We start from the raw sequence: 25,786 nt of genomic DNA on the forward strand, positions 1-25,786 counted from the left end.
CTTATGTTGTCGCTACTGAATAGCTTGGCCCAGGGGCTCATCAAGCTCAGCCATAATCTCGCTGCAATACTCCTCGCCATTGCGGTGGCCTTAGTCTCCTTCCAAGTCTTTACCCGTTTTATTCTCGGCGACCCCGCTGCCTGGTCAGAAATCCTGGCGCGAGGATTAATTGTCTGGAGCGTGTTTTTAGTCAGTGCTGCGGCTTTTTGGTATGGCGCCATGATCTCCATTGACCTTTTCCTTGATCGCTTGCCGCCGCGTTTGCGCATTTATGGTCAGCGTTTGGTATGCGCCGCCGTATTAACACTACTCACAATTCTTGTCTGGCAGGGGTACCTGATCACCTTACGCGTCTCTGGACAACAAATTGCCATGCTCGAAATTCCTATGTCCTGGTTTTATGCCGCTATACCCACTGGCTGTGCCGTCGCCATCGTCGCAGTGGTTGCGCGCCAGCTCAGTGTCGAGTATCAGCATCATCACGGGCAGCACAGGACGAGCCCTATCCGCCCTGATGTAGGAGAAACACCATGAATCTGGCAATCAGCTCAGCGTTGATCGCGCTGTTTGCCTTGTCGATACCGATTGCGGTTGCTATCGCCTTAACCGCAGTGATTGGTCTTTATTTCTTCAGCAGCGTTCCACTCATGGTCGTCCCACAGCGCATGTTCGTGGGCTTGGATAGCTTTCCGCTCATGGCGGTGCCGTTCTTTATTCTAGCCGGCCATATAATGAGCAACGGCGGTATTGCCACCCGCATGGTCGAGTTTGCCCGCTCACTGGTAGGCGGCATTCAGGGCGGCCTGGCCTGCACCTGCGTGGTTACCTGCATGATGTTTGCCGCCATCTCGGGCTCCAGTGTGGCCACCACCTTTGCCATTGGCGCCATCTTGATTCCTGCCATGGTAGCCCGTGGCTACCCGGCGCCGATGGCTGCCTCTATCCAGGCCTCTTCTGCGGAACTGGGTATCATCATACCGCCTTCCGTACCATTGATCCTCTACGGTGTCAGCACAGAAACCTCCATTACACAGCTATTTCTCGCTGGCTTTGGCCCCGGCCTAATGATCGGGCTAGCCTTGATTGTAATGGTCGTTATTTGGTGCCGTTTAAAAGGCTACGGCACCCAGGATGGTGATTTACGCTCGTCCATCTGGCCCGCATTTCGCAGTGCCTTTCTCGCTCTGCTAATGCCGGTCATTATCATTGGTGGGATTTACGGTGGCATCTTTACCCCCACTGAAGCCTCCGCGGTGGCAGTGATGTATGGGCTGTTCTTAGGCATGGTGGTTTATCGCACCATCAAACTAAGTGATCTGCCGCGTATTTTTCGCGAGAGCGCGCTATCGGCAGGTTCGATCATGCTGATTATCGCCGCGGCCTCGATTCTTAGTTTTGTAATTGGACGCTCTGGACTAGCTAGTGACATCGGCGCCTGGGCACAAAACACCTTTGATAATCGCTACACCTTCCTACTAGCCATCAATATGTTGCTACTGGTGGTCGGAATGTTTATCGAAACCTCCGCCGCCATTTTAATTCTTGCCCCCATCTTGGCCCCCATTGCGATTGGGTTTGGCATTGACCCAGTGCATTTCGGCATCGTGATCGTCGTGAATTTAGCGTTGGGTATGTTTACCCCGCCTCTAGGGGTGAATCTTTTTGCCGCCGCGCAAGTAGCCAAGCTACCCGTTGAACAGCTATTTCGCTTTTTGCTGCCGCCGGTACTCACCATCATCACCTGCCTGATGCTGATTACCTATGTGCCGATGATCTCGCTGTTTCTACGCGATCTTCTTTTTTAAGCTGCCGGAGTCTAATTGATGAGCACACGTATTCACGCCCGCTACCTGATTGAGACGCCCTACCCGGTTGAACATGCGGCTCAGGTTATGGCCGGTGAGCAGTCGTCCGGCACCTTTACCCGCTTAGCCAATGAAACCGACGCCTTGCGAGAAGCCCATGGGGCGGTTGTCGAAAACATTGAGACACTGGAGGCGGTTGAGACACCTTCGCTACCCATGCGAGAAGATCTGGCGCCGCAAGGCCACTCTCTGTTTCAGCGCGCACTAGTGGAGCTTTCCTGGCCTCTAGAAAACATGGGCCCCTCTCTGCCGAATCTAGTGTCTACCGTTGCGGGCAACCTGTTTGAACTCAAAGAGTTTTCCGCACTGAAGCTACTGGATATCGACTTACCCAGCGCCTTCGCAGGCGCCTACCCTGGCCCACAATTTGGGATGGCGGGCACACGACAGCTAACCGGCATTACCAACGGCCCACTGATAGGCACCATTATTAAGCCCAGCGTGGGTTTATCTCCGGCTGAAACTGCTGACATGGTGGCGCAACTTGTGGCGGGAGATATTGATTTTATTAAAGACGACGAGCTGCAGGCCAACGGCCCCCATAGCCCGCTACGCGCGAGGGTCGATGCTGTCATGCCCATCATCAACGCCCATGCAGAGCGCACCGGCAAAAAGGTGATGTACGCCTTTAATATCAGTGGTGATATCGACGAGATGCGCGCTCAGCATGACTACGTGGTGGCTGCTGGCGGCAGCTGCGTCATGGTCGCCATTAACAGCGTTGGCTTAGCAGGTGTCGTGCATTTGCGCCGCCACTGCCAGGTAGCGCTGCATGGCCACCGCGCAGGCTGGGGCATGTTAAGCCGTTCACCTCACTTGGGGATGGCGTTTGACGCTTACCATAAACTGTGGCGGCTAGCGGGGGTGGATCATATCCACGTTAATGGTCTGCGCAATAAATTCAGCGAAGAGGACGACAGCGTGATTAACAGCGCACGCGCCTGCCAAACAGCGATGTTTGAGGCGCCTACGGCGGGTTATCAGATTATGCCGGTCTTCTCTTCGGGGCAAAGCGCCGCCCAAGTGGCTGATACCTATCAGGCACTTGGCAATAGCGATCTGATTTACTGCTGTGGTGGCGGCATCATGGCTCACCCCGGCGGCATTTCTGGCGGGGTCGCCAGCCTGCGCCAAGCGTGGCAAGCCGCCATGGCGGGCATCCCGCTGGCAACCTATGCTCGTGATCACAGAGAACTTGCCCAGGCCATGGAGACCTTTAGCGTATGAGCACGCCTCTTCTTCTCTCCTATTACGGCGATGACCTTACTGGTTCGACCGATGTGATGGAAGCGTTAAGCCTGAACGGGGTGGAAACAGTGCTTTTTCTGGCACCGCCCAGCGAAGAGCAATTAGCTCCATTTGCCGATTTTCCAGCGATTGGCCTAGCGGGTACCAGCCGCAGCGAATCACCTGAGTGGATGGAAACACACCTCACCAACGCCCTGGCATGGCTGCAATCCCTTAACGCCTCACTGTGTCACTATAAGGTGTGTTCCACCTTCGATAGCGCACCGGATATTGGCAATATCGGCAAAGCGCTGGAAATAGGCCAAGCCCTGTTCGCGCAAAGCTGCGTACCGCTGGTGGTCGGTGCCCCTCAGCTAAAGCGCTACACCGTTTTTGGCCAACATTTTGCCGCCTTCGATGGCGAGGTTTATCGTATTGACCGCCACCCGGTAATGAGCCGCCACCCGGTGACGCCCATGGCAGAAGCCGATTTACGACTTCATTTGGCTAAACAGACAGCGCTCTCTATCGGTTTAGCCGACGTACTGTGTATCGAATCAGCCGATACCGATTCTCGGATTGACCAGCTTAGCCGCTCAAACGACGTACTGCTTTACGACACGCTGACCCGCGACCATCAGGCAAGAGTGGGCAAACAGCTTTGGCGAACGCGCTTACCCGATGGAAGCTACGTTGTGGGTTCATCCGCCGTAGAATACGCGCTAGTAGATACTTGGCGAAAGCAGGCGCTCATTCCCGAAAACCCACCACTGTTCTCCTCTCCCGGGGCGGTTGAACAAATTGCCGTAGTCTCAGGAAGTTGCTCTGAAGTAACTGCCCGTCAAATCCGCCACGCGGAAACCAACGAATTTCGCGCCATTGCCATTGATGTCGTCAAACTTATCGACGATCGGACGCATGCCGACACCATGAACAAGGCATTGAAAGAGGCTATCGAGGCACTCAATCAGGGCAAAAGCGTCATTGTGTACACTGCCATGGGGCCAAACAGCGATGCGGATGCAGTGCGTAAGGGCGGAGAAAAGGCACGCCACCTTATTGGCCGCTCTTTAGGTCAGTTATTACGCCAAATGTTAGAAGCCCATAGGCTTCAGCGCATAGTGATCGCTGGGGGCGACACTTCCAGCCATGCGCTTAGCCAACTTGGCGTACACGCCCTAACCACGCGCCTACCGCTGCCGGAAACGCCGGGCTCGCCGCTCTGCACCGCCCATAGCAACCAGCCAGCCTTTGATGGTTTGGAAGTCGCCTTAAAAGGCGGACAGATCGGCAGTGAAAGCTACTTTGTGACTATTCGTGATGGCAACGCCTAGGCGTCTATTACCCCCACTAGTGTTGTAGCGACCTGAATTCGGTAGGATTGGCGTCATCGCTCGTTTCGCTGCCCAGGATGCCACTCCCCATGCTCAACGGAATTTGGTTAAGCTTCTTTATCGCGGCCTTTGCGGCCTCTCTCTGGCAGTGGTTGGTTGGTGGCGATAGCGAGGTATTTGCCCGCTTGGTGCAGTCACTGTTCGATATGGCAGAAGTAAGCGTTGATATTATTTTGGTGCTACTGGGCACCATGACACTGTGGCTGGGGTTTCTCTCGATTGCCGAAAAAGCGGGCTTGATTCGCTTGCTAGGGCGGGTGCTCGACCCGCTGTTCTGCCGCTTAATGCCAGAGGTGCCCCGCGGCCACCCCGCTATGGGGCTGATCAGTATGAACTTCGCGGCAAATATCCTGGGTCTGGATAACGCCGCCACGCCGATTGGCATCAAAGCGATGCACTCGCTGCAGAGCCTTAACCCCAGCTGTGAGACCGCCAGCAACGCGCAAATTCTGTTTCTGGTGCTCAATACGTCTTCTCTCACACTACTGCCGGTAACGATTTTCATGTATCGCGCCCAGCAAGGCGCTGCCGACCCCACGCTGGTCTTTTTACCTATTTTGCTGGCGACAACGGCCTCTAGCCTGGCTGGGCTTTTGGCAGTGGCGATGATGCAGCGCTTAAAACTGTGGCAGCCCGTGGTGCTAGCTTATTTATTAGCTGCTGCTCTAGCGTTGGGGCTACTGATTACCACGCTGGCAGGCATCAGGCATGTCCGCGCAGGCGCTGGCCGCGGCCTCTACACTAGTCGGTAACCTGACGCTATTTAGCATCGTGATGATGTTTTTAGTGGTGGGGGCGTTACTGGGTGTGAGGGTGTATGACGCCTTTATTGAAGGCGCGAAAGAAGGGCTAAGCTTTACCATTACCCTGCTGCCCTACTTGATCGCCATGCTGGTGGCCGTCGGCGTGCTGCGCGCCAGCGGCGTATTGGACGCAGGCCTTAGTGGCATCCGCTGGCTAGTAGAGGGCTTTGGCTGGGACACTCGCTTTGTCGATGCGCTGCCCACCGCCTTTGTGAAGCCACTTTCCGGTAGTGGCGCCCGCGCCATGATGATTGAAACCATGGACACCTTTGGCGTCGATAGCTTTCCAGGGTTGCTCGCCGCCACTATGCAAGGCAGCACCGAGACCACTTTCTATGTATTGGCTGTCTACTTTGGCGCCGTTGGCATTACTCGCATTCGCCACGGTCTGGGCTGTGCTCTGGTAGCAGACTTCGCAGGCGTTACCACCGCTATTGCAGTCTGCTACTGGTTTTTTGGCTGACCGGCGTTAATAGGCTTTCGTTTGTAGAGCACAGCGTCTACCTTTCATATGAGTAAAAATAGGGTCTGCAGGCAGCAGATCTAGAGCTATCGTTAAGCAAAGGAAATGCGTTTAAACAGCCGTCGCTCCCGGGTGTTAACCGCTCAAGGATGAAAGGTGAAATATGGCAGGCGCCAGCACTATGTTGATTGCGCTCGCCGCTTTTTTCTGGGGAATTTCCGGAGGAATCGCGGGCATTCTGTTAGACAGCGGTTGGGATCCGGCTGTCGTGTCATTTTATCGAGGGTTTGTAGGACTTCTCTTCGCGCTTGTTTGGCTACTGTTTCAACGCAGCCATAGCGGCCTGAACAGCAGGCAGCTTTGGTTCTGGTCGGTCGTGGCAGGCCTTGGCGTGGCAGGTAACTTTACGTTCTATTTCCTTAGTATTGAGTATGGCAATGTGGCGGTCGCGGCCACCTTGATGTACTGCGCCCCTGTTTTTGTCTATCTCGTTTCATTTGCCCTCAAGCTTGAACGACCCACCGCCGCCAAGTGGCTCGCCATCGCACTAGTGATGGTGGGTGTGGTGTTGCTAACCAAACTGTATGCTATTGGCGCCAGCGACCTCTCGCTGATGGGTGTGGGTACGGGTCTGCTTGCCAGCCTCTCTTATGCGCTGTTCATTTTTGGCTTTAAGTATGCGGCACCCCATGGCAGCCCATCCGCCGTTCTCACAATTGCCTTCACCGTATTAGCGATAGCCCTTCTACTACCAGCGGATATCCCCCAGGTGATCAGCGTTATTAACGCTCCAGAGCTGCCGCTGTTTGTGGTGTTAGGTATTCTGGGCGCGGGTCTATCGTTCTTGCTTTATGTGGTCGGCATTAAGCATGCGGCACCGGCGTTAGCTTCCATGGTGGCCATGGTGGAGCCGGTCACCGCCACTCTGTTTGGGGTAGCGGTGTTAAGCGAGAGCCTGGGTATTATTCAAATGGTAGGCATGGGGATCATATTGATAACCGTCACCGCGTTGAGTCTCTCCTCCCGTTAATGGGCTTAACGGCTACACTCACCGCGCATGGACGCGCTCAATGCCTTGCGCAGCGCTGACCCCACGAGCCCTTGCCCAATTAACACGGTGAGCTTCGCGATGGCGGCTTCCAGGGTGATATCGCTGCCGGCAATCACGCCTGCTTGGTTAAGTGCGGCACCCGTGGCATAGGCGCCTTGCACCACCTCGCCTTGGGCGCACTGGGTCACGTTAAGCAGTGTTACACCTCGCTCGTTGGCAGCCGATAAGGCGTTAAGCAGCTCGCCTTCAAAGCTAAGCGGGTTGCCAACCCCGTAGCTATAAAGCACCAGTCCTTTTAGCGCTTCATCCTCCAGCAGCGCCTTGGCACGGCGCAGCGACATCCCTGGGTGCAACGGCAGTACCGCTACCGCCTCGTCGTCCACATCAATAGGCGCAAGATTCGGTAGTCCGCTCAGCAGCGCCGAGGGCTGGAGAAAACTAATGCCAATGCCCAGCTCGGCAAGCCAGGGGAAGTTGGGTGAGTCGAAGGCATCTAAGCCTTGTGTGCGCACCTTCCGGGCCCGGTTTCCACGCAACAGCCGGTCATGAAAAGCCAGGGTGACTTCGCAAGGTGTCGCGGGGTGAGCCGCAAGCTGCAGCGCGCTGACCACATTATTCAGTGCATCGCTTCTTGGCTCACCCAATGGAATTTGAGAGCCGGTAAAGATCACCGGCTTGTTCAACGCACCGAGCATAAACGAAAGCGCGGCGGCGCTGTACGCCATGGTATCGGTGCCGTGGAGCACCACAAACGCATCGTAACGCGGCCAGTGGCTTTCCAGCAGCGCCACCAGGCGATTCCAGGCCTCCGGCATTAACTCGGCGCTATCAATCAGCGGCTGCATTTCCAGCACATCAAACGCTGGCAGCCGGTAAGGATCGTCCAAAGCCAAATGCGTCGTTAGGCGTTCAGCCAGCCCCGCGCAGGGTATATAACCGTGTGGCGATGGCTGCATACCAATAGTTCCACCGGTATAGAGCATCAGTACGCGGGGCATGGGCGCTCCTCTCCTTATCAGTACAATCTAGTTAACTACTTACTTCGCAGGTGCGCCTTCCAGGCGCTGTTTTAACGCTTCAGCCTCTTCAGGCTCTAGCTCCCAGGCTTTTGGATCCAAATCGAGATCCGGATGCTGGTTAGCGTCAAAAATCGGCTGCTTGATGCCCTGCCGACGCTGCCCATCAAAGTCTTTCAAAATGCGCAGGCCACACTTGAACAGCAGAATCAGCGCAAACAGGTTAACGACCGCCAAGAGCCCCATGGTGACATCAGCAAAGCCGAACACGGTGCCCAAATCGGTAGTGGCACCCCAGCACACCAGCAGTACGATGGCCACGCGGAAGGCGTTAAAAAGGTTTTGGTTGTCGCGGCTGAAGAAGTTAAGGCTGTTCTCGCCCAGGTAGTAGTTATAAAGAATCGTACTGAAGGCAAACAGCAGCAGTGCCAGGCTGACAAAGGTGCGGCCCCATTCGCCCACATGATCGGCCAGTGCTGCCTGGGTCAGGGCAATGCCCTCAACGCCAGCGCCCGCAGCAGGGTCGTATACACCGCTGAGTAGAATCAAAAACGCCGTGGCAGAACAGATAATCACGGTATCGATAAAGACTGAGAACGCCTGCACGATGCCTTGGTTAGCCGGGTGCGGTACGTAGGCCACTGCCGCCACATTGGGCGCACTACCCAGGCCCGCTTCGTTAGAGAACAGGCCACGCTTCAGACCCATCATGATCGCCGCGCCAATACCGCCACCAATCAGCGGTTCAAGGCCGAAGGCACTCTTTACAATCAGCGCAATCACGCCAGGGATTTCCGTAATATTCATGGCGATGACCAGCAGCGCAATGGCGATATAGCTGACCGCCATAAAGGGCACCAATACCTCGGAAATACGTGCGATACGCTTAATACCGCCAAAGATAATCAGTCCCACCAGCATGGCAAGACCAATGCCGCTATACAGTACCGGTACGCCGAAAGCGTCACCGAAAGAGGTCGCCACCGAATAAGATTGCAGTGCGGTAAACGCAAAACCGAAGGTCAACAGCAGTAGTACCGAGTAGAACGCTGCCAGCCAGCGCCACTGTTTACCCAACCCTTTAACGATGTAGTACGCCGGGCCGCCGCGGTAAGTGCCGTCACCTTCGGCTTCTTTATAGGTTTGTGCCAGGGTGCATTCCAAAAAGCTGGTGGCCATACCCATTAAGCCCACCAACCACATCCAAAAAATCGCCCCTGGGCCACCCAGCGTAATCGCCACCGCTACACCGGCGATGTTGCCGCCACCGACACGCCCGGCTACTGAAAGCACCAGCGCCTGAAACGAGCTTAAATGGCCGTGTTTATTACGCTTAAAGGCTTGGCCGGAACCAAGGATACGAAACATCTCACCGAAATAGCGAAACTGCACAAAGCGGGACGCAACGGTAAAACCGATGCCAACGCCCACCAGCAGCACTAGCAGAACCTTCCCCCATAGGAGGTCATTGAGCATATCAAGCATGTGATTCTCTCCGCGTTTTTGTATTAGCGTTATGTTGGAATTCGCGTCGTTTGCTATCGCGCTTTTGGAATTCGCGCCGCGGAGAATGTTGTACCAAGCGTGGGGCAGGATTAAATTTGGCGCAGCGATGCAGTTGTGTGCACTCACTGCATCAGTGGGTGCACCAGAGTGCATCAGGCGGGCCGTCAGATCTTCTCGGCAATGCGATGGGCTAGCTTATGAATAAAGGGGCCGCTGATAAACGCGATGATCCCCGCAGCTGGCCAAGCAAGGAGCCATGCATGCATCCAAATAGCCACAAAATCGGGATGAGCTCCGATATTCACATAAGTCACCCACGCCGACATAATCAGCGAGAGTGCGAACGACATCAGTAGCGCGAAAATAATTCTGTGTTTCATGGGGTGTCCTTAAAAGCATTATTTACCTGGGACAAGGCTATCAAACACCCATTACGGTAATATATGCCAATATATAAGAAACCATTTTACAGAATTGCAAAATGCGAAAGCCTTCTCTGGATGACCTGAACATCTTTATCGTGGCTGCCAATCAACACAGCCTTACGGCGGCGGCGGCAAAGCTAAAGATGACTATCGCCACCGTGTCGCGGCGTATTAGCGCACTGGAGGCCACGCTAGGCGTAGAACTGCTCCATCGCTCCACTAAAGGGTTAACGTTAACGCCCCACGGTGAGTCCTATTATCGCGAGTGTGAAGAGCTAGTGCTCGCGCTGGATCAGCGCATATTGGATCTGGATCAGACGCTGCATAGCCTGAGCGGGCCGTTGAAGATTATGGCGCCGGTCAATCTGGGGAGCGGGCCACTAGATGCGTTTTGGCGACACTTTATTCACCGCTATCCTGAGATTGCACTCACTATTGAGTTAGATAACAACGTGGTCGATATTCGCGATCACCAAGCGGATATTGCGCTTCGCTCTGGGCCACAAAAAGATTCGACGCTGATACAGAAATACCTGGGCTATATAGAGCCGATTTTGGTGGCTTCTCCGACGATGAAGCACCCTATTCCCAGCAAGGTTGAGGAACTACAGGCGTGCCCCAGCGTGGCAGCAAAGATGTTTAGCGAGTGGCAGCTGTTCCATCAAGAGGGTAGTCAGCACGCTTGTCACAAGAGCCATTTCCATATCAGTAACGATATGAATATTGTGCTTAATCTCACTCTATCTGGGGCAGGTATCTCATTGATGCCCGCCAGTATGGTGGCGAACAGCTTACAAGCGGGAGAATTAATACGAGTGCTCCCTGAGTGGCAGGGACGCCACAGAGAGATCTTTTTGGTATGGCCCTATCGGCGTAGCCTTTCAGCGCGGGCCAAGCTATTTCGCAGCGAGTTAATCGAATTTCTCAGTTACCAATCCTGGTTCCACTCTGCTGATTAGATCGCCTGTTCGGAGCAAGCTGGCTGCAAATAACCAGCTCTGCTGACGCCGTAAGGCCAGCAGAGCTCTATCAACTCTCGTGGATAATGCTTAGAGGCCTGCTTTAGCCGCCCTTGCTGCATGAAGCTTCTTATAGCTTTCAATCAAGCGCTGGTGGCGCTCCAGGCCGTCTAACTGCATATTCGTTGGCGTTAGTCCGTGGAAACGTACCTCGCCACTCACCGAGCCAACAACCGCCGCCATGGTCGCTTCGCTGAACATACGCTGGAAGTTGTGCAGGTAATCGTTCAGTTCCAGTTCATCATCCAGCACAATTTCCAGCACCGCATTCACCGCCTGGTAGAACAGGCCGCGCTCGACGGTGTTGTCGTTGTACTGCAGGAACATCTGCACGCAGTCCAGTGCTTCTTCATGGCGTTGCAAAGCTAGGTAGACCAACAGCTTCAGCTCCAGAATCGTCAGTTGGCCCCACTCGGTGTTCTCATCAAACTCGATACCAATCAGGGTGATGATATCGGCGTGGTCATCCATCTGGCTCTCTTCCAGCCGCTCGACCAGATCAGTCAGTTGATCGTCGTCGAGGCGGTGCAGGTTGAGAATATCTTCACGGTAATCCAGCGCCTTATTGGTGTTATCCCAAATCAAATCTTCGATGGGGTACACCTCGGAGTAGCCCGGCACCAGAATACGACACACCGGTGCGCCCAAGTCTTCGTGTACCGCCATATACACTTCGGCGCCCAGCTCTTCAAAAATGCCAAACAGCGTGTCGGCCTCTTCTTCATTGCTGCCGGAGAAGTCCCACTCGCTGAATTCAAAGTCAGGCTTTGCGCTAAAGAAGCGCCAGGAAACCACGCCCACCGAGTCGATAAAGTGCTCAACAAAGTTGTTGGGCTCTGAAACCGTCTGTGAGTTAAAGGTCGGCAGCGGCAGGTCGTTAAGGCCCTCGAAGCTGCGGCCTTGCAGCAGCTCGGTCAGGCTGCGCTCCAGCGCCACTTCAAAGCTCGGGTGGGCGCCAAAGGAGGCAAACACGCCGCCGGTGCGTGGGTTCATCAGCGTGACGCACATGACCGGGAACTGCCCGCCCATGGAAGCATCTTTGACCAGCACTGGGAACCCTTGGGCTTCCAGGGCGTTAATGCCCTCTACTATGCTTGGGTATTTCGCTAACACCTCCTGCGGTACATCCGGCAGGGTTAGCTCCTGCTCAAGGATTTCCCGCTTCACCGCTCGCTCGAAAATTTCCGACAGGCACTGCACCTGGGCTTCCACCAGGGTATTGCCCGCGCTCATGCCGTTACTTAGGAACAGGTTTTCGATCAGGTTGGAAGGAAAGTAAACCGTTTCGCCATCGGATTGACGCACATAAGGCAGCGAGACAATGCCCCGGTCTTCGCGACCCGAGTTGGTATCGATCAGGTTTGAGCCGCAAAGCTCGCCTTCCGGGTTATAGATCGCCAAGCAGTGCTCGTCGAGGATTTCCGCAGGCAGTTCATCGTTCGGGCCCGGCTTGAACCACTTCTCATTGGGGTAGTGAACAAAGTCGCTACCCGCAATCTCTTCGCCGAAGAACTGGTCGTTGTAAAAGAAGTTGCAGCTCAGGCGCTCGATAAATTCGCCCAATGCCGAGCACAGTGCACTCTCTTTGGTCGCGCCTTTACCGTTGGTAAAGCACATGGGGGCAGCCGCATCGCGGATATGCAGTGACCAGACGTGGGGCACGATATTACGCCAGGAAGCGATCTCGATTTTCATGCCCAGGTCGGCAAGGATCGCGCTCATATTGGCGATGGTCTGCTCTAACGGTAGGTCTTTGCCCTCGATATAGGTGCTGCCGCCTTCCGGGGCGCCCATCAGTAGCGCCTGGGCGTCTTCGTCGATGTTCTCGACCACCTCGATCTGGAACTCGGGACCGGTCTGGACGACTTTCTTCACCGTACAGCGGTCAATGGAGCGCAGCATGCCTTCGCGATCCTTATCCGATATATCTTCCGGCAGCTCGATCTGGATTTTGAAAATCTGCTTGTAGCGGTTTTCCGGGTCGACAATGTTGTTTTGCGACAGGCGGATATTCTCGGTGGGAATATTCCGTGCGCTGCAGTACACCTTGACGAAGTAGGCAGCGCACATGGCCGACGAAGCCAGGAAGTAGTCAAACGGCCCAGGCGCCGAGCCGTCGCCCTTATAGCGAATTGGCTGGTCAGAGATGACCGTAAAATCGTCGAACTTGGCCTCCAGGCGGAGGTTGTCGAGATAGTTAACTTTGATTTCCATGAGCGGGCGTCCGGGGTAATGAGTGTGCCTGGGCCATTAAATACTTAAGCCGGTAGGCGAATGGCAGCCATTATCCAGTTTTTCACCCGCTTCGTCTTGGGCCATCGCCCAAATCATCCACCACTCGTCGTGCGAAAACGGCAGTGCTTGCTACAGCAGCATCTTGGCGATCTCTCCAGGAGAGGAAGGAATTACTGTGCTTGCAGCATACTCTCTGCCTCGGTTTCGCTGACCCCGAGCATTAGTAAAATCTGGCGTTGTGTGGCTATCAGCACCTGCTTGCGCTCCACTTCTCCCGGCAGACTTTTGGCAATGGCGACGGCCCCTACCAGGGAAGCCAATATAACCCGGGATTTATCAGCAATCGCGTTGCGGTCATTGGCAAAAGGGAGTTGTTTCAACTTGCTCAGTGCTATTAAACGGGTTTCAAGCATCTTTTTCATACTCATATAAGACGCTTCAAACAGGGTGCGGATTTCTGTTTTTTCACTGCCTATTTCGTTAAACAGTACCGCTTCAGGCCCCGGCTTATGCTTAGCTTCCAACTCTTGGAGATTGCAGTAGTTGGCGACTAATTCGGTTAGATGCTGTAACGAAAGCGGGCCTTTTACCAGTCTAGCCGCCCGGCTGTTATCAATGGTCAGGCGAACAGACTCATTGTAAAGGGCCTCTTTTGAAGCGAAATGGGCGTAAAAGGCGCCGTGGGTCATCTTGGCTAGTTTCATGATCTGGCCAATCGATACCTTTTGAAACCCATTGCGGCTAAATAGCTCCGTCGCCGAAGCCAAAATGCGCTCTTTGGTTTTCGATTTATGGCTCTTGGGATAAGGCATATCTACCTCGTCAGCTAAATATTATCTTGATCATATAGTGCCCATTGCTAGGGTGACCATATCAATAAATTAGGAGCCACTATGCACTCACCTATCGTGATTACCGGCATGGGCATGGTCAGCCCGCTAGGCAACAGCGTCAATAAAAGTTGGCAGCGACTGGTTGACGGCCAGTCTGGCATCAGCACCATTGACCGCTTTGACACCAGCAATATCCCGATCAAAATTGCTGGGGTGGTGCCTAGCATTAACCAAGACCCCAGCGGCGGTATTGACCTGAATGAGATAGCCGACCCCAAAGAGCAGCGCAAAATGGATCTGTTCAGCCTTTATGCGTTAGCAGCAGCCCATGAGGCACTGTCACAGGCCAACTGGTTCCCCGTTGAGCAGGCTCAAAAACGCAGAACGGCCACCATTATTGGCTCTGGCATTGGCGGCTTCCCTACCATTACTCAAGCCCAAAAAACCCTTGCTGAGCGCGGCTATCGCAAACTCTCCCCCTTCACGGTGCCCGCCTTTCTGGCCAATTTGGCGGCTGGCAATCTCTCCATTCGCTATGGTTTTCAAGGCCCTCTGGGATGCCCGGTTACAGCTTGCGCGGCAGGTCTACAGGCCATTGGTGACGGTATGCGCATCATACGCAATGGAGAAGCCGATGTAGCCCTCGTCGGCGGCGCCGAGGCGTGTATTGACCCGCTTTCACTGGCCAGCTTCAACGCTCTAAAGGCCGTTTCCAAAGAAGCAGACCACCCTGAACGCGCGTCCAGGCCCTTTGATAAAGCCCGTAACGGTTTTGTGATGGGAGAAGGCGCTGGCGTTATGGTGATCGAAACGCTTGAACATGCGGTCGCCCGGGGTGCAACGCCGTTAGCGGTGATCAGCGGCTACGGTACCAGCGCGGATGCCTACCACCTGACGGCAGGCCCAAAAGATGGGGCTGGCGCAGCAGCAGCGATTCAAGCAGCGCTAGGCATGGCGAACCTATCTACTGATGCTATTGACCATATCAATGCCCACGCCACCTCGACACCCGTTGGCGACCGGGCTGAAATTGCTTCATTGCGTAATGTATTCGGCGAGCGCTTGCCCGCCATCCCGATTTCGGCAACGAAAGCCGCCACAGGCCATCTCTTAGGCGCAGCAGGGGGCATCGAGAGTATTTTTTCTGTATTGGCAGCCAATACGCAGCAACTTCCGCCTACCATCAATCTTGAGCACTGCGATGATGATATGCAGGATTTAACCTTCGTCACGGCGACTCATCAGAAGCACGTCACTAAGCATGTATTGTGCAACGGATTCGGTTTTGGTGGCGTCAATGCGGCGCTTATTATTAGCAGTATCGAGCGTTAAAGAGGGAAATAAATAAACCGATCTGCCGCCAGACTATGATCGGTTTATCCAAACAATATTGTCATCCTTTCTTGCATAGAAACGATAGCGCTTCCTCAAGCAGCATTTCGGGAACTTCCTCAGCGATGTAGTGGCCGCAAGGAAGCGCCTTGCCTTCTATATCAATGGCGACTTTTTGCCATTCACTTAGGGCATCAAAGCAGGCTTCAATGGCGCCTTCCGCGCCCCACATCACTTTTAACGGGCAGGTGAGTTTTACGCCCGCATCGATATCGGCCTGATCATGCTCCAAATCGATGGTGGCGCTGGCGCGGTAGTCACCGCAAATGCCGGTAGCCGTACCGGGTAGAGCGAGACAGCGCCCGTACTCCGCCAGTGCTTCCGGAGAGAAAGGCGCCATACCGGCACTGCGGGCACCCATGACGCTTTTCAGATATTGGGCGGGATCGCTCTGGATCAGCATTTCCGGCAGCGGCTGGGGACGAATCAAGAAGAACCAGTGCCAGTAGCTGCGCGCAAAGGCCTCATTAGTGCCACGATACATGGCAAGCGTCGGGGCGATATCCAATAGCACCATGCGCTCTACGCGTTCAGCGTGGTCAACCCCTAAACGGTGGGCAACCCGCGCCCCGCGATCATGGGCTAGCACTTTAAAATGCTCAAAGCCCAGCGTGCTCATCAGTTCTGCCATATCGGCAGCCATAGCGCGCTTGGAGTAATTTAGATGCTCAGGATCATCGTCGGGTTTACTGCTGTCACCGTAGCCGCGCAGATCCGCGGCGATAACGGTGAAATGTTGGGCAAGTTCTTCTGCCACTTTGTGCCAAATCACGTGGGTCTGAGGGTGACCATGAAGCAGTAGCAGTGCCGGGCCTCTGCCACCCATTCGAAAAGCGATCTCGACGCCGTTAACGTGGCGCGTTTGTTTTTCAAACCCATGAAACATGGTGTTCTCCTGATCTGCTGGCAATGTAACTAACACAACGTAATCGCGTAACCCTTTTATAAACGCCTATATCAGTGATTCGCAATACAAGTTGATGTTAAACCCTGACCTCAGCCGCTAGCGGCTGTAACCTTTTAACTGCTGGATAAGAAAGTCTTTTAACGCTACCACGGCAGGCGTTAGTGAGAGGCGATGAGGGCACACAAGATAGAGCGGCGTTGGCTCACTGGGAAACTCCTCCAGCATTGCCACTAGGCGACCATTGCGAAGATCTTCTTCAACGTCTAGCCGTGACTTGTAAGCAATGCCCTCGCCAGCCAATGCCCAGCGCCGCACACAATCGGCATCGTCGCTCACCCGATTGCCTTTTACGTTGATGTTGTCACTCCCGAACTTCCACTGGTTATGAACACGTTCGCCAAGCACGAAACATAGGCAGTTGTGCTGATGTAAATCGTCGGGGTAAGCAGGACTGCCATGACGCGTAATATAGTCTGGAGAGGCACATACCACGCGATAATTATCGCTTTTAAGCGGCAATGCGACGAGGCTGGAGTCTTCCGGAACGCCGTATCGCAGGGCGATTTCTACGGGTTGGCGGAACAGATCACTCACGCGGTCACTTACTCGCAGGCGTAAATGCAACTGCGGGTGCTGGGCCATAAAGGTGTCCAACCAGCCCAGCAGCACATTGCGACCCAGGTCGGAAGGCATGGCAAGACTGAGCTCTCCAGCGATCTCTTGGCGCTCGCGGTGAAGTTCTTTCTCGCCTTGGTTGAGAGCATTGAGCGCCGCTTTAGCGTGCAAAAGGTAGTGTGCGCCCGCGGTGGTTAGCCGCAAACTGCGGGTAGAGCGCACCAATAGCCGCGTGCCTAGCGCATCTTCCAAACGTTTGATGGCCACACTGGCCACCGCTGGAGTAATCGCTAACTCCCGTGCAGCGGCAGAAAGGCTGCCGTGCTCGGCAGCATAGATCAGCACTTTTAGATCATCGACACGCATTAAAACCTCTGGCGCCTACTATTTTCAAAATTTATTAGAAACTGTTAGCAAGATTACCCCTCTTTTTAGCAAAACAACATCCAGGCATGATGGCGCAACCTAAACTCACGAGACTACCCATTATGAAAGCGATTGCCTTTACCCAAAGCCTGCCTATTGATCATCCTGATGCGCTTCAAGAGATTGAATTACCCACCCCAACCCCAGAAGCCCACGATATTCGTGTTGCGGTTAGCGCCATTTCCGTAAACCCCGTTGATGCCAAAGTGCGCAACAGCGCCTTGCCGAAAACCGGCGAGCCGCGAGTGCTGGGGTACGATGCTGTGGGCATTGTGGATGCCGTTGGCAGCGCCGTTACGCGTTTTCAGCCGGGCGACCGAGTGTGGTACGCGGGCAACATTGCGCGCCAGGGCTCTAACGCCGAGTATCAACTGGTCGATGAGCGCATCGCCAGCCTAGCGCCAAAAAGCCTCTCTGACACTGAGGCCGCTGCGTTGCCGCTCACCGCCATTACCGCTTGGGAACTGCTGTTTGACCGCCTAGAGCTGGGCATGCGCGACACTAAAGGCAAAAGCCTGTTGGTGATTGGCGCGGCGGGGGGAGTAGGCTCCATTTTGATTCAGCTTGCCAAACAACTCACCGATATTACCGTCATTGGCACGGCATCCCGGCCTGAAAGCCAAGCCTGGGTGAAGTCGCTAGGCGCGGACGCCGTTATTGACCACCACCAACCACTTGATCAGGCGCTTAAAATGGCAGGCTTTGACGGGGTGGATATGGTGATCAGCCTTAACCAGACCGATCACCACTTTGAGGCCATTATTGAAGCCCTTAAGCCGCAAGGCAAACTGGCGCTTATTGATGACCCGGAGCTGATTGATGTGCGTAAGCTCAAAATGAAAAGCTTGTCGCTGCATTGGGAGCTGATGTTTACCCGCCCTTTGTTCACCACGGACGATCTTGCCAAGCAGCACGACTTATTGATGGAAGTCGCGGGCATGGTTGATAGTGGCCGGTTGAAAACCACCCTAGGGGAAGCATTAGGCCCCATTAACGCTGAGAACCTAATACGCGCGCACGCACTTATTGAGAGCAACAGCACGATCGGCAAACTGGTCTTGGAAGGTTTTTAAACAAGCTACCGCTTAATTGACGCGACGGCCCTGGCACCGGGCCGTTGCACTCTGGGGCGTGAACCATCACATTAGGCAGCCACGACACTAAGAGAAACGAGTCACCCCATGCATGACGATTTCGTGGCCAACCTGCGCCTGCTCTGCAGCTACTACCCGTCTATTGCTGAGGTTTGTCGGCGTTTAGCGATCAACCGTGCTCAGTTTAACCGCTACCTGAGTGGGCGCTACCGTCCCAGCCACGCGGCACTACAACGCATTTGCCACTTTTTTGGCGTCACCACTGAGGATATTGCGCTTCCCCACCACGATTTTCGTGCCCTGGTGCAAACCGGCCAACTGAAGTCAGAAGCAACCCCAGCAGCATTGCCGTGGCCGAACGCACTGGTTCAGCGCGGCAGCGAAGGGATGGAACGCTATATAGGTCGCTACTTTGAGCTTTATCACTCTATGTCCCGTCCGGGGCAGTTGATGCGTACCTTGGTTTGCCTGGAAGAGCGAGAGGGCGGCGTGGTTTATCAGCGCACCGAGCGGATGCAGACCGCCCCCGGCGCCCGCCCGTGCCACAATCGCTATGTAGGCACCGCGGTTAAGCTTGCGGATCGGCTGTTTTTGGTCGACCACGAAACCCTTAACGGCCACGAAATCACCCAGACGATTCTGTTTCCGAGCTTTCAAAGCCAAGTAACGCGATTGACCGGCTTAAAAATGGGCGTGGCGGATAACAGCGAGCGCATGCCCTGCTGTGTGCGGGTGGTGTATCAGCGCCTGGATGAGCAAGTCAGCCTACGCGAAGCGCTGGCACAGTGTGGTTTAATCGCCCTGGATGACCCTTCACTCGATGATGCCCTCATAGCTGCAACCCGAAACGATGTAGCCACTGAAGAGCATCACTTCCGTGCTCGTCACTAGAGCACAAGCGAGAGGGAAAAGGGGTTAAGGCGAAGGCACCAGCACCTGCTGAAATAGAATCGTTTCAAAGTGCACCATGGGCTCGACAGACTTCAATGTCTTGGCGCGTAGAATAGCGCCCTCCCAACCGGTAAGGATAAAGCTGGCGAGCGCTTCTGGCGTGGTATGGATGGCAATATCACCTTGCGCCTGGGCGTCTTTCAGGCACTGCACGAAGCGCTGTTCCCAGCGCTGAAAGACCAGATTTAGCGCATCACGGAAGGTGTCACTTTGGCCCGAAAGTTCTTGGCCGAGGTTACCAATCAAACAGCCTGTGGCGTGATTGCATTCGTGCATATGCTCACGGCCAGCCGCGAAGTAACGCCTTAGACGTTCGAGCGGCGGCGTGTCATTATCTTCCAGCAGCGCCACCAGGGTTTCATCATAGCGGGTAGCAAAGCGTTCGATCACCGCCAGCCCGAAATCTTCTTTGCTGGAGAAATAGTGATAAAAGGAGCCTTTGGGCACACCGCAAGTTTTTAACACGGCATTAATGCCCGTCGCATTGTAGCCTTGCTGACTAATCAGCTGGGCGCCACTATCGATGAGTTTGTCACGGGTTGCATTGTTTTTCATAATCTTAAAGTAGACCAGTCAGTCTATTGTTTTCAAGTGAGAGAACCAAGTGAATAAAAGCCAAGTTAAGCTAAAACCAAACCAGCGGATGCAAGTGAAGTAGCGGTTGCATGTTATTTGCACATTGTTTGACTAATGGCTGCTTAACAATGCGAGACCCTAGCATCATACGCTTATTTTTCTGGAATTTTCGCTCCTAATGGATGACGCGCGGTAATGACTCTTTCTCGCTATTACGCTACGCATCAACATGGCCGCATTCGTTTAGGTGCCGTGGTTGCATTATTGATTCTTGTTGCCACATTGGCGCTTGCTTGGTGGATTATTACCCAACCACCGCGTATAGAGCGTACCCCACCACCGGAGCCTCTGCCTAGTATGGTAGACGTCGTCACGGTGAGCGCTAGTGCCCAGGCTCCGAACCTGTATGCTTTTGGTCGCGTTGAGGCGGAGCAGGAAACAATGCTGGCCAGCCGTGTGGCGGGCCAGTTGGAGCGTTTTGCCGACGGCGTTGTGCCCGGCCAGGTAGTCGAGCAGCAAGCGCCGGTCGCCTATATTGACCAAGCCGACTTACAGCTAGCCCTTGAAGATGCCGAGGCCCAGCTCGCCAACGCCCAGGCCCAGCTAGCGCTAGAGCAGGCGGAACAGCAGCGGGCTCGCAGCGAGTACGAATCTTTTGGCCGCCAGCTCTCTGCCGAACGTCGGGCGCTGGTACTGCGCGAACCGCAGTTGCGCCAAGCCCAGTCTCAGGTCACCCAAGCGCGGGTGGCTCGCGATCAAGCGGCGCTCAATGTGGAGCGCGCCACCCTCATCGCGCCCTGGCGAGCTATGGTGCAAGAACGCTTGGTCGGTGCTGGCAGCTTGCTCAGCCAAGGTACCGAGGTGCTGCATCTGGTGGGCGTGGAACAATTTTGGGTGCGCGCCTCGCTCCCCGGTGAGTGGACTGAGTGGTTGGAAGCGGGCACCACAGTCACCTTAACCAGCCGCGGCTGGCCCGAAGCCGCCACACGCCAAGGGACACTGGTCTCGATGCTGCCTAGCCTTGAAGAGAATGGCCTGCAGGCTCAACTGTTGATCGCCGTTAACGACCCGCTCGCCCTAGAGACCGACGGCCCTGCCCTGCGCCTGGGTGATGTGCTGCGCGCCTCTTTCCAACCGGCTGTTCAGGAGCAGCTCATTTCTCTGCCGTCTGCGGCGCTTCGTCCAGGTGACGTAGCATGGCGGGTAGATGAAGATAACCGCCTACGCCGTACACCGGTCACGCTGGCTTATCGCGGTGAAGATGATGCGTTAATCCGTAGCGGGTTGGAAACCGGCCAGCAGGTCGTCACCGCTGGGTTGGCCCAGCCCAGAGAAGGCCAGCTAGTGCGCGTCCGCCGCCCCAACGACACCCCGGCTCAAGCGGAAGATGAACCGGGAGATGAGTCATGAAAGTGCCACGCGGCCCATTAGCTTGGATGGTGGATCACGGCGTAGCGCCTAACTTACTGATGGTGCTGTTTATCGTCGGCGGCCTCATGGCTTCGCTGGCGATTAAAAAAGAGGTCTTCCCCGAGTTCGAAACCGAAGTTGTGCAAGTCTCTATCAGCTACCCAGGCGCCACGCCGGAAGATGTGGAACAGAGCCTGCTGCTACCGGTAGAAGCCGCGATTGCTGATGTAGAAGGCATCGACGAGCTGACCGCCACGGCCAGCGAAGGCAGCGCCAGCGTCAACGCCACGCTGATTGATGGTGTGGATGTGATGCGCGCCTATCAGGATATTCAGCAGGCAGTGAACGCCATCACTACCCTGCCCAGCGCTGCCGACCCACCCCGCTTTACCCTAGCGGGGCGCTCCCGAAGCGTGTTGAGCCTGCAGGTATATGGCCAAGTCGGACTGGAGGCACTGCACAACGCGGCTGAAGATGTACGCGGTGAGCTGCAAGCCACTTCCGGCATATCCCGAGCGGAGCTATCCGGCAACCGCGAGAGGGAGATTCAAGTTCACCTGGACGAAGAGGCCATCGAGCGCTATGGCCTCGACCATCAGGAACTGGCCAGTCGCATTGCCGAAGAGGCGCTAGATCTTGCCAGTGGCCAGCTAACGACAGCCGAAGGGGAATGGCTAATTCGCTACCAAGGCCGCCGCAACAGCGCCGAGGCTTTTGCCGAGCTGCCGATTCTGACCAGCACTCAGGGGTCGCCGATTACCCTGGGCGAGATCGCCAGAGTCAGCGATGGCTTTGCCGAAACCGACCGTGAAGAGTTTTATAACGGCCAACCCGGCCTCTCCGTGGATGTTTACCAGATTGGTGACCAAACCCCGACCAGTATTTCACAAGCGGTCAACGGTGAGCTTGAACGCCTGCGCGCCAGCATGCCGGAAGGCGTTAGCCTGGATATTTCCCGCGACAGCTCAGAGATTTACGAAGCCCGCCTCAGTCTGCTGCTTAAAAACGCCTGGATGGGGCTAGCGCTGGTACTGGTACTCATGGCACTGTTTTTAGAAGCGCGGCTGGCGTTCTGGGTCACCCTGGGCATCCCCACGGCGTTTCTCGGCGCCATGCTGTTTCTGCCCTGGATCGGCGTCTCGCTCAATATGATGTCGATGTTCGCCTTTATTATCGCTCTGGGGATCGTCGTCGATGACGCCATTATCGTCGGCGAGAATATCTACAGCTACCGTGAAGAGGGCTATTCGCTGCGCGATGCGGCAGTCAAAGGCGCCAGCGAAATTGCTACGCCGCTGACCTTCGCGATTCTCTCCAATATTGTCGCCTTCCTGCCGCTGCTATTTTTACCCGGTTTTTTGGGGCTGATTTTTGCCACCGTGCCGGTGGTGGTCGTGACGGTGTTTTTGATCTCCTGGCTGGAAGCTTTGGTGATTCTGCCTGCCCACCTGGCGCATAGCCGCAAACCCCGCCAAACCCCGGCGTGGCAACGCCCCCTTGAAGCGTTGCGCCAGCGGCTTCAGGGCGGTTTACACCACTTTACCTACCGCCAGTTTGAGCCGTTCTTGCAGCGCGCCCTGAACCAACGCCTGCTGAGCATTTCCCTGGGCATCGCCATTCTGCTCATCGCGCTCTCCTGGGCGATGAGCGGGCGGTTGGGTTTCTCGCTAATGCCACGGGTCGAATCGGATCAGGTGCAGGCCACGGTCACCCTACCCATTGGCAGCAATATCAGCATTAGCCGCGAGCTAAGCCAACAGCTGCTCGACGCTGCCGATGTCCTTAGCGAGCGCGAAGAGACCCTCAGTTTTAGCAGTTCACGCAGCCGCCTGGACGGCGAAAGCCTGGAAGTGCGGTTAGATATTGCCAGCGAAAGCCTGGAAGCGTGGCCACCCTCACGCATCGCCCGGGAATGGCGTGATCTCACCGGCGATTTACTCGGCGCCCAGTCGGTGCGTTTTGAAGCCGACGTCGGCGGCCCTGGTAGTGGCGCGGCACTCAGTCTACGCCTCTCACACCCGGACACCCAGGTGCTGGAAGCCGCCGCCGAACGCTTAGCAGAAACGCTAAGCGGCTATGGCCTCACGGATATCGACAGCGGCCTGGGAGACGGTAAGCCACAGCTGGAAATGCGCCTTTCTGCCGAAGGCCGCGCCTTGGGGCTGACGGGTAATAACTTGGCCCAAGCCCTGCGCGGCCCCCTCCAGGGCGCCACGGCGCTTGAACAGTACGTAGGTCGCAGCGAAATCAGCGTTGAGGTACGTTTACCCAACGACAACCGCAACAGTTTGAATGCGCTCTACCGCATGCCGGTGCGCACGCCTGATGGGCTAAGTGTACCGCTTTCCCGGGTGGCCGACATTACCATCAGCCAAGCCTCTAGCAGCCTTGAACGCATTAACGGGCGGCGGATTATTACCGTCACCGCTGACTCCGAAAGCGACCTGGCCATTAACCAAGTGCTTGCCACACTACAGGAAGAGGTGTTCCCCAATTTGGAAGCGACCTGGCCAGGGCTGGAAGTCAGCATGGGTGGTCGTCAGCAGGACACCGCCGACAACTTAGCCACGCTAAAAACTTCCATGTGGTTAATGATTGCCGCGCTCTACGCCTTGCTCGCTATTCCCTTCAGAAGCTACCTACAGCCGCTGCTGGTGCTGGCCGCGATCCCCTTTGGCATTGTTGGCGCCGTCGCTGGGCATATGATCATGGGCTTTGGGCTTTCGATCATCAGCCTGCTCGGCATGTTGGCACTATCCGGCGTGGTAATTAATGATGCGCTGGTACTGATCGACTACGCCAACCGCAAACGCCGCGAAGGCATGGCCGCCCGGGAAGCCATTGTGGCGGCCGCCACCCGCCGCCTGCGGCCAATAATGATGACCACGCTGACGACCTTTCTCGGCCTGGCACCGATGATCTTGGAAACCTCCAGACAAGCGCGCTTTATGATCCCCATGGCGATCTCGCTCGGCTTCGGTATGCTTTTCGCCACAGTGATACTACTGATCCTGGTGCCCTGCCTCTATCTAGGCATGGAGAACATCCGCGAACGACTTAACGCACCGCGCCAACCTGCATTAGATAAAAAGCCTAGCCAAGAAAAAGGAGCCCACTGATGGCCTTGCCCACAGCGATACGTCAATGGCGCCCCTCTCGGCTGGGACTCAAACTGTTCGTCATTATTCTCAGTGTCAATGTAGCAATCTCAGCCAGTATGTTTCTGGCGGTCTCTTACAGTATCGACCGCGGCTTTCTCGACTACCTCAATCAAGCCCAGGAGCGCCGCGCCACACTGCTGGCTGATGGACTCGTCACCCGCTGGGAAACCCAGCAGAGCTGGGAGTGGCTGGTGCAGTCGCCGGAACGCTGGCCGTATATCGTCCGCTTTGAGCTCGGCCAGGAGCACCGCGATCGCCCTTCCCCGTTAGGCGAGGCGCGGGATTTCACTCTGCGCGCCGCCGATAACCGCTTTGTGGTCCCGCCCAGAAGTGGACGAGAAAGTTCGGGTAGCTGGCACTGGCTCACCCTTCAAAGCGGCGATACCCATATCGGCTCGCTGGGTTTCCGCCCTCCCCGAGAAATGATGGAACGCATGGAGAGCCGCTTCCTGGAGCGCCAACAGCGCAACCTGGTGCTTATCGTAGTCTCACTCTGCGTTGCCTCGTTACTCTTGGCGGGGGGGCTATCTTGGTGGTTGGGTCGGCGCACCCGAGCACTGGCGGGGGCTACGCTGCGCCTTACCGAGGGCGACTATCGCACCCGTCTTCCCGAGCGCGGTCGCGATGAGCTGTCGCGCTTGGCGCGCGACTTCAACGTCTTGGCGGCCACGCTGGAAGCCAGCCGCGATGCCCGCGCCCGCTGGGTGTCTGACACCGCCCACGAGTTGCGCACGCCGCTGGCGGTGCTGCGCGGCGAGATCGAAGCCATGCAGGATGGCATTCGCCCGCTGAACCAGGAGAACCTTAGTTCCCTCGCCCAAGAGGTGGGGCAGCTAGAGCGCTTAGTGGCGGATTTGCGCTTGCTATCGCAAAGCGACGCGGGTGCGCTGGATATCCAACTGGCGCCGATGGATCTGAGCGACTGCCTCGTCAGCCGCCTGGCCGACGCCGACCGCTGGTTAGTCGAAAGCGGGTTAACGCTGACCGAACAGGTCGAACCTGGCATTATGATTCGTGGCGATGCCCAGCGCCTGCGCCAGCTGTGGAACAACCTGTTGGACAACAGCTGCGCCTACACCCAGCCGCCGGGTGAGCTGCGAGTCACGCTCACCAAGAGCCAGGGGATGGCGGTGGTCACCTGGGAAGACACTACCCCAGGCGTGCCGGAAGGTGAATTAGCCCGCCTGACCGAGCGGCTCTATCGTGTGGAAGGCTCGCGCAGCCGTGCCAGCGGCGGCAGCGGCTTGGGGCTCTCGATTGCCAGCGCCCTGGTTAATGCCCACGGCGCAACGCTGACGCCCTCTAGCTCAACGCTGGGTGGGCTACGCTGGACGCTACGTTTTCCGCTGTTGGCTGCTGATTAATATTCCCGGGATTAGTACCACCAAAACTGATACTACACGAACCGTTAAGCCCT

At 55.9% G+C, this 25,786-nt stretch carries 20 protein-coding genes and 1 pseudogene; 13 read left to right on the plus strand and 8 right to left on the minus strand.

Annotated elements, in window-relative coordinates; all coding sequences use genetic code 11:
* Window positions 1-3: 3 nt before the first annotated feature.
* The 6 genes and pseudogenes from ACT3UM_RS03790 to ACT3UM_RS03815 all read left to right on the plus strand — a co-directional run bounded on the left by ACT3UM_RS03790 (window position 4) and on the right by ACT3UM_RS03815 (window position 6,782).
* Window positions 4-534: a TRAP transporter small permease gene (locus ACT3UM_RS03790; protein WP_144811333.1), complete on the plus strand. Its 531-nt coding sequence runs from the start codon at window positions 4-6 to the stop codon at window positions 532-534.
* Complete coding sequence (locus ACT3UM_RS03795) at window positions 531-1,805, plus strand: TRAP transporter large permease (protein WP_498896266.1); 1,275 nt, start codon at window positions 531-533, stop codon at window positions 1,803-1,805. The genes ACT3UM_RS03790 and ACT3UM_RS03795 overlap by 4 nt, the downstream gene beginning before the upstream one ends.
* 18 nt (window positions 1,806-1,823) lie before the next feature.
* Complete coding sequence (locus ACT3UM_RS03800) at window positions 1,824-3,092, plus strand: ribulose-bisphosphate carboxylase large subunit family protein (protein WP_498896268.1); 1,269 nt, start codon at window positions 1,824-1,826, stop codon at window positions 3,090-3,092.
* The gene (locus tag ACT3UM_RS03805) at window positions 3,089-4,426 is read left to right on the plus strand and encodes a four-carbon acid sugar kinase family protein (RefSeq protein ID WP_498896270.1); all 1,338 of its coding nucleotides are present in this window, start codon (window positions 3,089-3,091) and stop codon (window positions 4,424-4,426) included. Before ACT3UM_RS03800 ends, ACT3UM_RS03805 begins: the two co-directional genes overlap by 4 nt.
* 89 nt (window positions 4,427-4,515) lie before the next feature.
* A pseudogene (locus ACT3UM_RS03810) lies at window positions 4,516-5,752 on the plus strand (nucleoside recognition domain-containing protein).
* A gap of 163 nt (window positions 5,753-5,915) precedes the next feature.
* Complete coding sequence (locus ACT3UM_RS03815) at window positions 5,916-6,782, plus strand: DMT family transporter (protein ID WP_498896272.1); 867 nt, start codon at window positions 5,916-5,918, stop codon at window positions 6,780-6,782.
* Window positions 6,783-6,787: 5 nt separating this feature from the next.
* Here the strand turns inward: ACT3UM_RS03815 and ACT3UM_RS03820 are convergent, their stop codons facing one another.
* The 3 genes from ACT3UM_RS03820 to ACT3UM_RS03830 all read right to left on the minus strand — a co-directional run bounded on the left by ACT3UM_RS03820 (window position 6,788) and on the right by ACT3UM_RS03830 (window position 9,705).
* Entirely contained in the window at window positions 6,788-7,801 is a 1,014-nt protein-coding gene (locus tag ACT3UM_RS03820; protein ID WP_498896274.1) for an asparaginase domain-containing protein, read from the minus strand.
* Between the two features lie 39 nt (window positions 7,802-7,840).
* A complete protein-coding gene (locus ACT3UM_RS03825) occupies window positions 7,841-9,304 on the minus strand; it encodes an alanine/glycine:cation symporter family protein (RefSeq protein WP_144811351.1) in 1,464 nt (487 codons plus the stop codon).
* A 185-nt stretch (window positions 9,305-9,489) separates the two neighbouring features.
* Entirely contained in the window at window positions 9,490-9,705 is a 216-nt protein-coding gene (locus ACT3UM_RS03830; RefSeq protein ID WP_498896276.1) for a DUF2798 domain-containing protein, read from the minus strand.
* A 101-nt stretch (window positions 9,706-9,806) separates the two neighbouring features.
* On the opposite strand from ACT3UM_RS03830, the gene ACT3UM_RS03835 reads away from it, so the two are divergent.
* Window positions 9,807-10,709, plus strand: a complete 903-nt coding sequence (locus tag ACT3UM_RS03835) for a LysR family transcriptional regulator (RefSeq protein WP_498896278.1) — start codon at window positions 9,807-9,809, stop codon at window positions 10,707-10,709.
* Between the two features lie 90 nt (window positions 10,710-10,799).
* Here ACT3UM_RS03835 and ACT3UM_RS03840 read toward each other — a convergent pair whose 3' ends face one another.
* Entirely contained in the window at window positions 10,800-12,983 is a 2,184-nt protein-coding gene (locus tag ACT3UM_RS03840) for an OsmC domain/YcaO domain-containing protein (protein WP_498896280.1), read from the minus strand.
* 191 nt (window positions 12,984-13,174) lie between these two features.
* Complete coding sequence (locus ACT3UM_RS03845) at window positions 13,175-13,816, minus strand: TetR/AcrR family transcriptional regulator (RefSeq protein WP_035585227.1); 642 nt, start codon at window positions 13,814-13,816, stop codon at window positions 13,175-13,177.
* Window positions 13,817-13,897: 81 nt separating this feature from the next.
* On the opposite strand from ACT3UM_RS03845, the gene fabF reads away from it, so the two are divergent.
* On the plus strand, window positions 13,898-15,169 hold the full coding sequence (gene fabF / locus ACT3UM_RS03850) for a beta-ketoacyl-ACP synthase II (RefSeq protein WP_498896282.1): 1,272 nt from the start codon (window positions 13,898-13,900) through the stop codon (window positions 15,167-15,169).
* Between the two features lie 61 nt (window positions 15,170-15,230).
* On the opposite strand, the gene ACT3UM_RS03855 is transcribed toward fabF, so the two are convergent.
* Together ACT3UM_RS03855 and ACT3UM_RS03860 are read right to left on the minus strand one after the other, a co-directional pair.
* Entirely contained in the window at window positions 15,231-16,115 is an 885-nt protein-coding gene (locus ACT3UM_RS03855; protein WP_035585230.1) for an alpha/beta fold hydrolase, read from the minus strand.
* Window positions 16,116-16,232: 117 nt separating this feature from the next.
* Window positions 16,233-17,117: a LysR family transcriptional regulator gene (locus tag ACT3UM_RS03860; protein WP_498896284.1), complete on the minus strand. Its 885-nt coding sequence runs from the start codon at window positions 17,115-17,117 to the stop codon at window positions 16,233-16,235.
* A gap of 122 nt (window positions 17,118-17,239) precedes the next feature.
* Here ACT3UM_RS03860 and ACT3UM_RS03865 point away from each other — a divergent pair, with 122 nt between their 5' ends.
* Both ACT3UM_RS03865 and ACT3UM_RS03870 read left to right on the plus strand, forming a co-directional pair.
* Complete coding sequence (locus ACT3UM_RS03865) at window positions 17,240-18,250, plus strand: zinc-binding alcohol dehydrogenase family protein (protein ID WP_498896286.1); 1,011 nt, start codon at window positions 17,240-17,242, stop codon at window positions 18,248-18,250.
* A gap of 108 nt (window positions 18,251-18,358) precedes the next feature.
* Window positions 18,359-19,162, plus strand: coding sequence for a helix-turn-helix domain-containing protein (locus ACT3UM_RS03870; RefSeq protein ID WP_498896288.1), 804 nt, complete (start codon window positions 18,359-18,361; stop codon window positions 19,160-19,162).
* A gap of 24 nt (window positions 19,163-19,186) precedes the next feature.
* Here the strand turns inward: ACT3UM_RS03870 and ACT3UM_RS03875 are convergent, their stop codons facing one another.
* Window positions 19,187-19,777: a TetR family transcriptional regulator C-terminal domain-containing protein gene (locus ACT3UM_RS03875; protein ID WP_498896290.1), complete on the minus strand. Its 591-nt coding sequence runs from the start codon at window positions 19,775-19,777 to the stop codon at window positions 19,187-19,189.
* 216 nt (window positions 19,778-19,993) lie between these two features.
* On the opposite strand from ACT3UM_RS03875, the gene ACT3UM_RS03880 reads away from it, so the two are divergent.
* Genes ACT3UM_RS03880 through ACT3UM_RS03890 form a run of 3 tightly spaced genes read left to right on the plus strand, consistent with a single transcriptional unit; the run spans window position 19,994 to window position 25,733 of the window.
* Entirely contained in the window at window positions 19,994-21,208 is a 1,215-nt protein-coding gene (locus tag ACT3UM_RS03880) for an efflux RND transporter periplasmic adaptor subunit (protein ID WP_498896292.1), read from the plus strand.
* Window positions 21,205-24,327, plus strand: coding sequence for an efflux RND transporter permease subunit (locus ACT3UM_RS03885; RefSeq protein WP_498896294.1), 3,123 nt, complete (start codon window positions 21,205-21,207; stop codon window positions 24,325-24,327). The genes ACT3UM_RS03880 and ACT3UM_RS03885 overlap by 4 nt, the downstream gene beginning before the upstream one ends.
* The gene (locus ACT3UM_RS03890; RefSeq protein ID WP_498896296.1) at window positions 24,327-25,733 is read left to right on the plus strand and encodes an ATP-binding protein; all 1,407 of its coding nucleotides are present in this window, start codon (window positions 24,327-24,329) and stop codon (window positions 25,731-25,733) included. The genes ACT3UM_RS03885 and ACT3UM_RS03890 overlap by 1 nt, the downstream gene beginning before the upstream one ends.
* Window positions 25,734-25,786: the final 53 nt, after the last annotated feature.

Origin of the sequence: Halomonas sp. AOP13-D3-9 (assembly GCF_052379125.1) — a bacterium.
GTDB lineage: Bacteria > Pseudomonadota > Gammaproteobacteria > Pseudomonadales > Halomonadaceae > Vreelandella.

Bases quoted from the DNA above. Each gene is read 5' to 3' on its own strand.
- ACT3UM_RS03870 (WP_498896288.1), top strand. From the start codon at position 18,359: ATGCATGACGATTTCGTGGCCAACCTGCGCCTGCTCTGCAGCTACTAC.
- ACT3UM_RS03825 (WP_144811351.1), bottom strand. From the start codon at position 9,304: ATGCTTGATATGCTCAATGACCTCCTATGGGGGAAGGTTCTGCTAGTG.
- ACT3UM_RS03815 (WP_498896272.1), top strand. From the start codon at position 5,916: ATGGCAGGCGCCAGCACTATGTTGATTGCGCTCGCCGCTTTTTTCTGG.
- ACT3UM_RS03845 (WP_035585227.1), bottom strand. From the start codon at position 13,816: ATGCCTTATCCCAAGAGCCATAAATCGAAAACCAAAGAGCGCATTTTG.
- ACT3UM_RS03890 (WP_498896296.1), top strand. From the start codon at position 24,327: ATGGCCTTGCCCACAGCGATACGTCAATGGCGCCCCTCTCGGCTGGGA.
- fabF (WP_498896282.1), top strand. From the start codon at position 13,898: ATGCACTCACCTATCGTGATTACCGGCATGGGCATGGTCAGCCCGCTA.
- ACT3UM_RS03875 (WP_498896290.1), bottom strand. From the start codon at position 19,777: ATGAAAAACAATGCAACCCGTGACAAACTCATCGATAGTGGCGCCCAG.
- ACT3UM_RS03800 (WP_498896268.1), top strand. From the start codon at position 1,824: ATGAGCACACGTATTCACGCCCGCTACCTGATTGAGACGCCCTACCCG.
- ACT3UM_RS03885 (WP_498896294.1), top strand. From the start codon at position 21,205: ATGAAAGTGCCACGCGGCCCATTAGCTTGGATGGTGGATCACGGCGTA.
- ACT3UM_RS03805 (WP_498896270.1), top strand. From the start codon at position 3,089: ATGAGCACGCCTCTTCTTCTCTCCTATTACGGCGATGACCTTACTGGT.
- ACT3UM_RS03835 (WP_498896278.1), top strand. From the start codon at position 9,807: ATGCGAAAGCCTTCTCTGGATGACCTGAACATCTTTATCGTGGCTGCC.
- ACT3UM_RS03880 (WP_498896292.1), top strand. From the start codon at position 19,994: ATGACTCTTTCTCGCTATTACGCTACGCATCAACATGGCCGCATTCGT.
- ACT3UM_RS03830 (WP_498896276.1), bottom strand. From the start codon at position 9,705: ATGAAACACAGAATTATTTTCGCGCTACTGATGTCGTTCGCACTCTCG.
- ACT3UM_RS03860 (WP_498896284.1), bottom strand. From the start codon at position 17,117: ATGCGTGTCGATGATCTAAAAGTGCTGATCTATGCTGCCGAGCACGGC.
- ACT3UM_RS03820 (WP_498896274.1), bottom strand. From the start codon at position 7,801: ATGCCCCGCGTACTGATGCTCTATACCGGTGGAACTATTGGTATGCAG.
- ACT3UM_RS03855 (WP_035585230.1), bottom strand. From the start codon at position 16,115: ATGTTTCATGGGTTTGAAAAACAAACGCGCCACGTTAACGGCGTCGAG.
- ACT3UM_RS03865 (WP_498896286.1), top strand. From the start codon at position 17,240: ATGAAAGCGATTGCCTTTACCCAAAGCCTGCCTATTGATCATCCTGAT.
- ACT3UM_RS03840 (WP_498896280.1), bottom strand. From the start codon at position 12,983: ATGGAAATCAAAGTTAACTATCTCGACAACCTCCGCCTGGAGGCCAAG.
- ACT3UM_RS03790 (WP_144811333.1), top strand. From the start codon at position 4: ATGTTGTCGCTACTGAATAGCTTGGCCCAGGGGCTCATCAAGCTCAGC.
- ACT3UM_RS03795 (WP_498896266.1), top strand. From the start codon at position 531: ATGAATCTGGCAATCAGCTCAGCGTTGATCGCGCTGTTTGCCTTGTCG.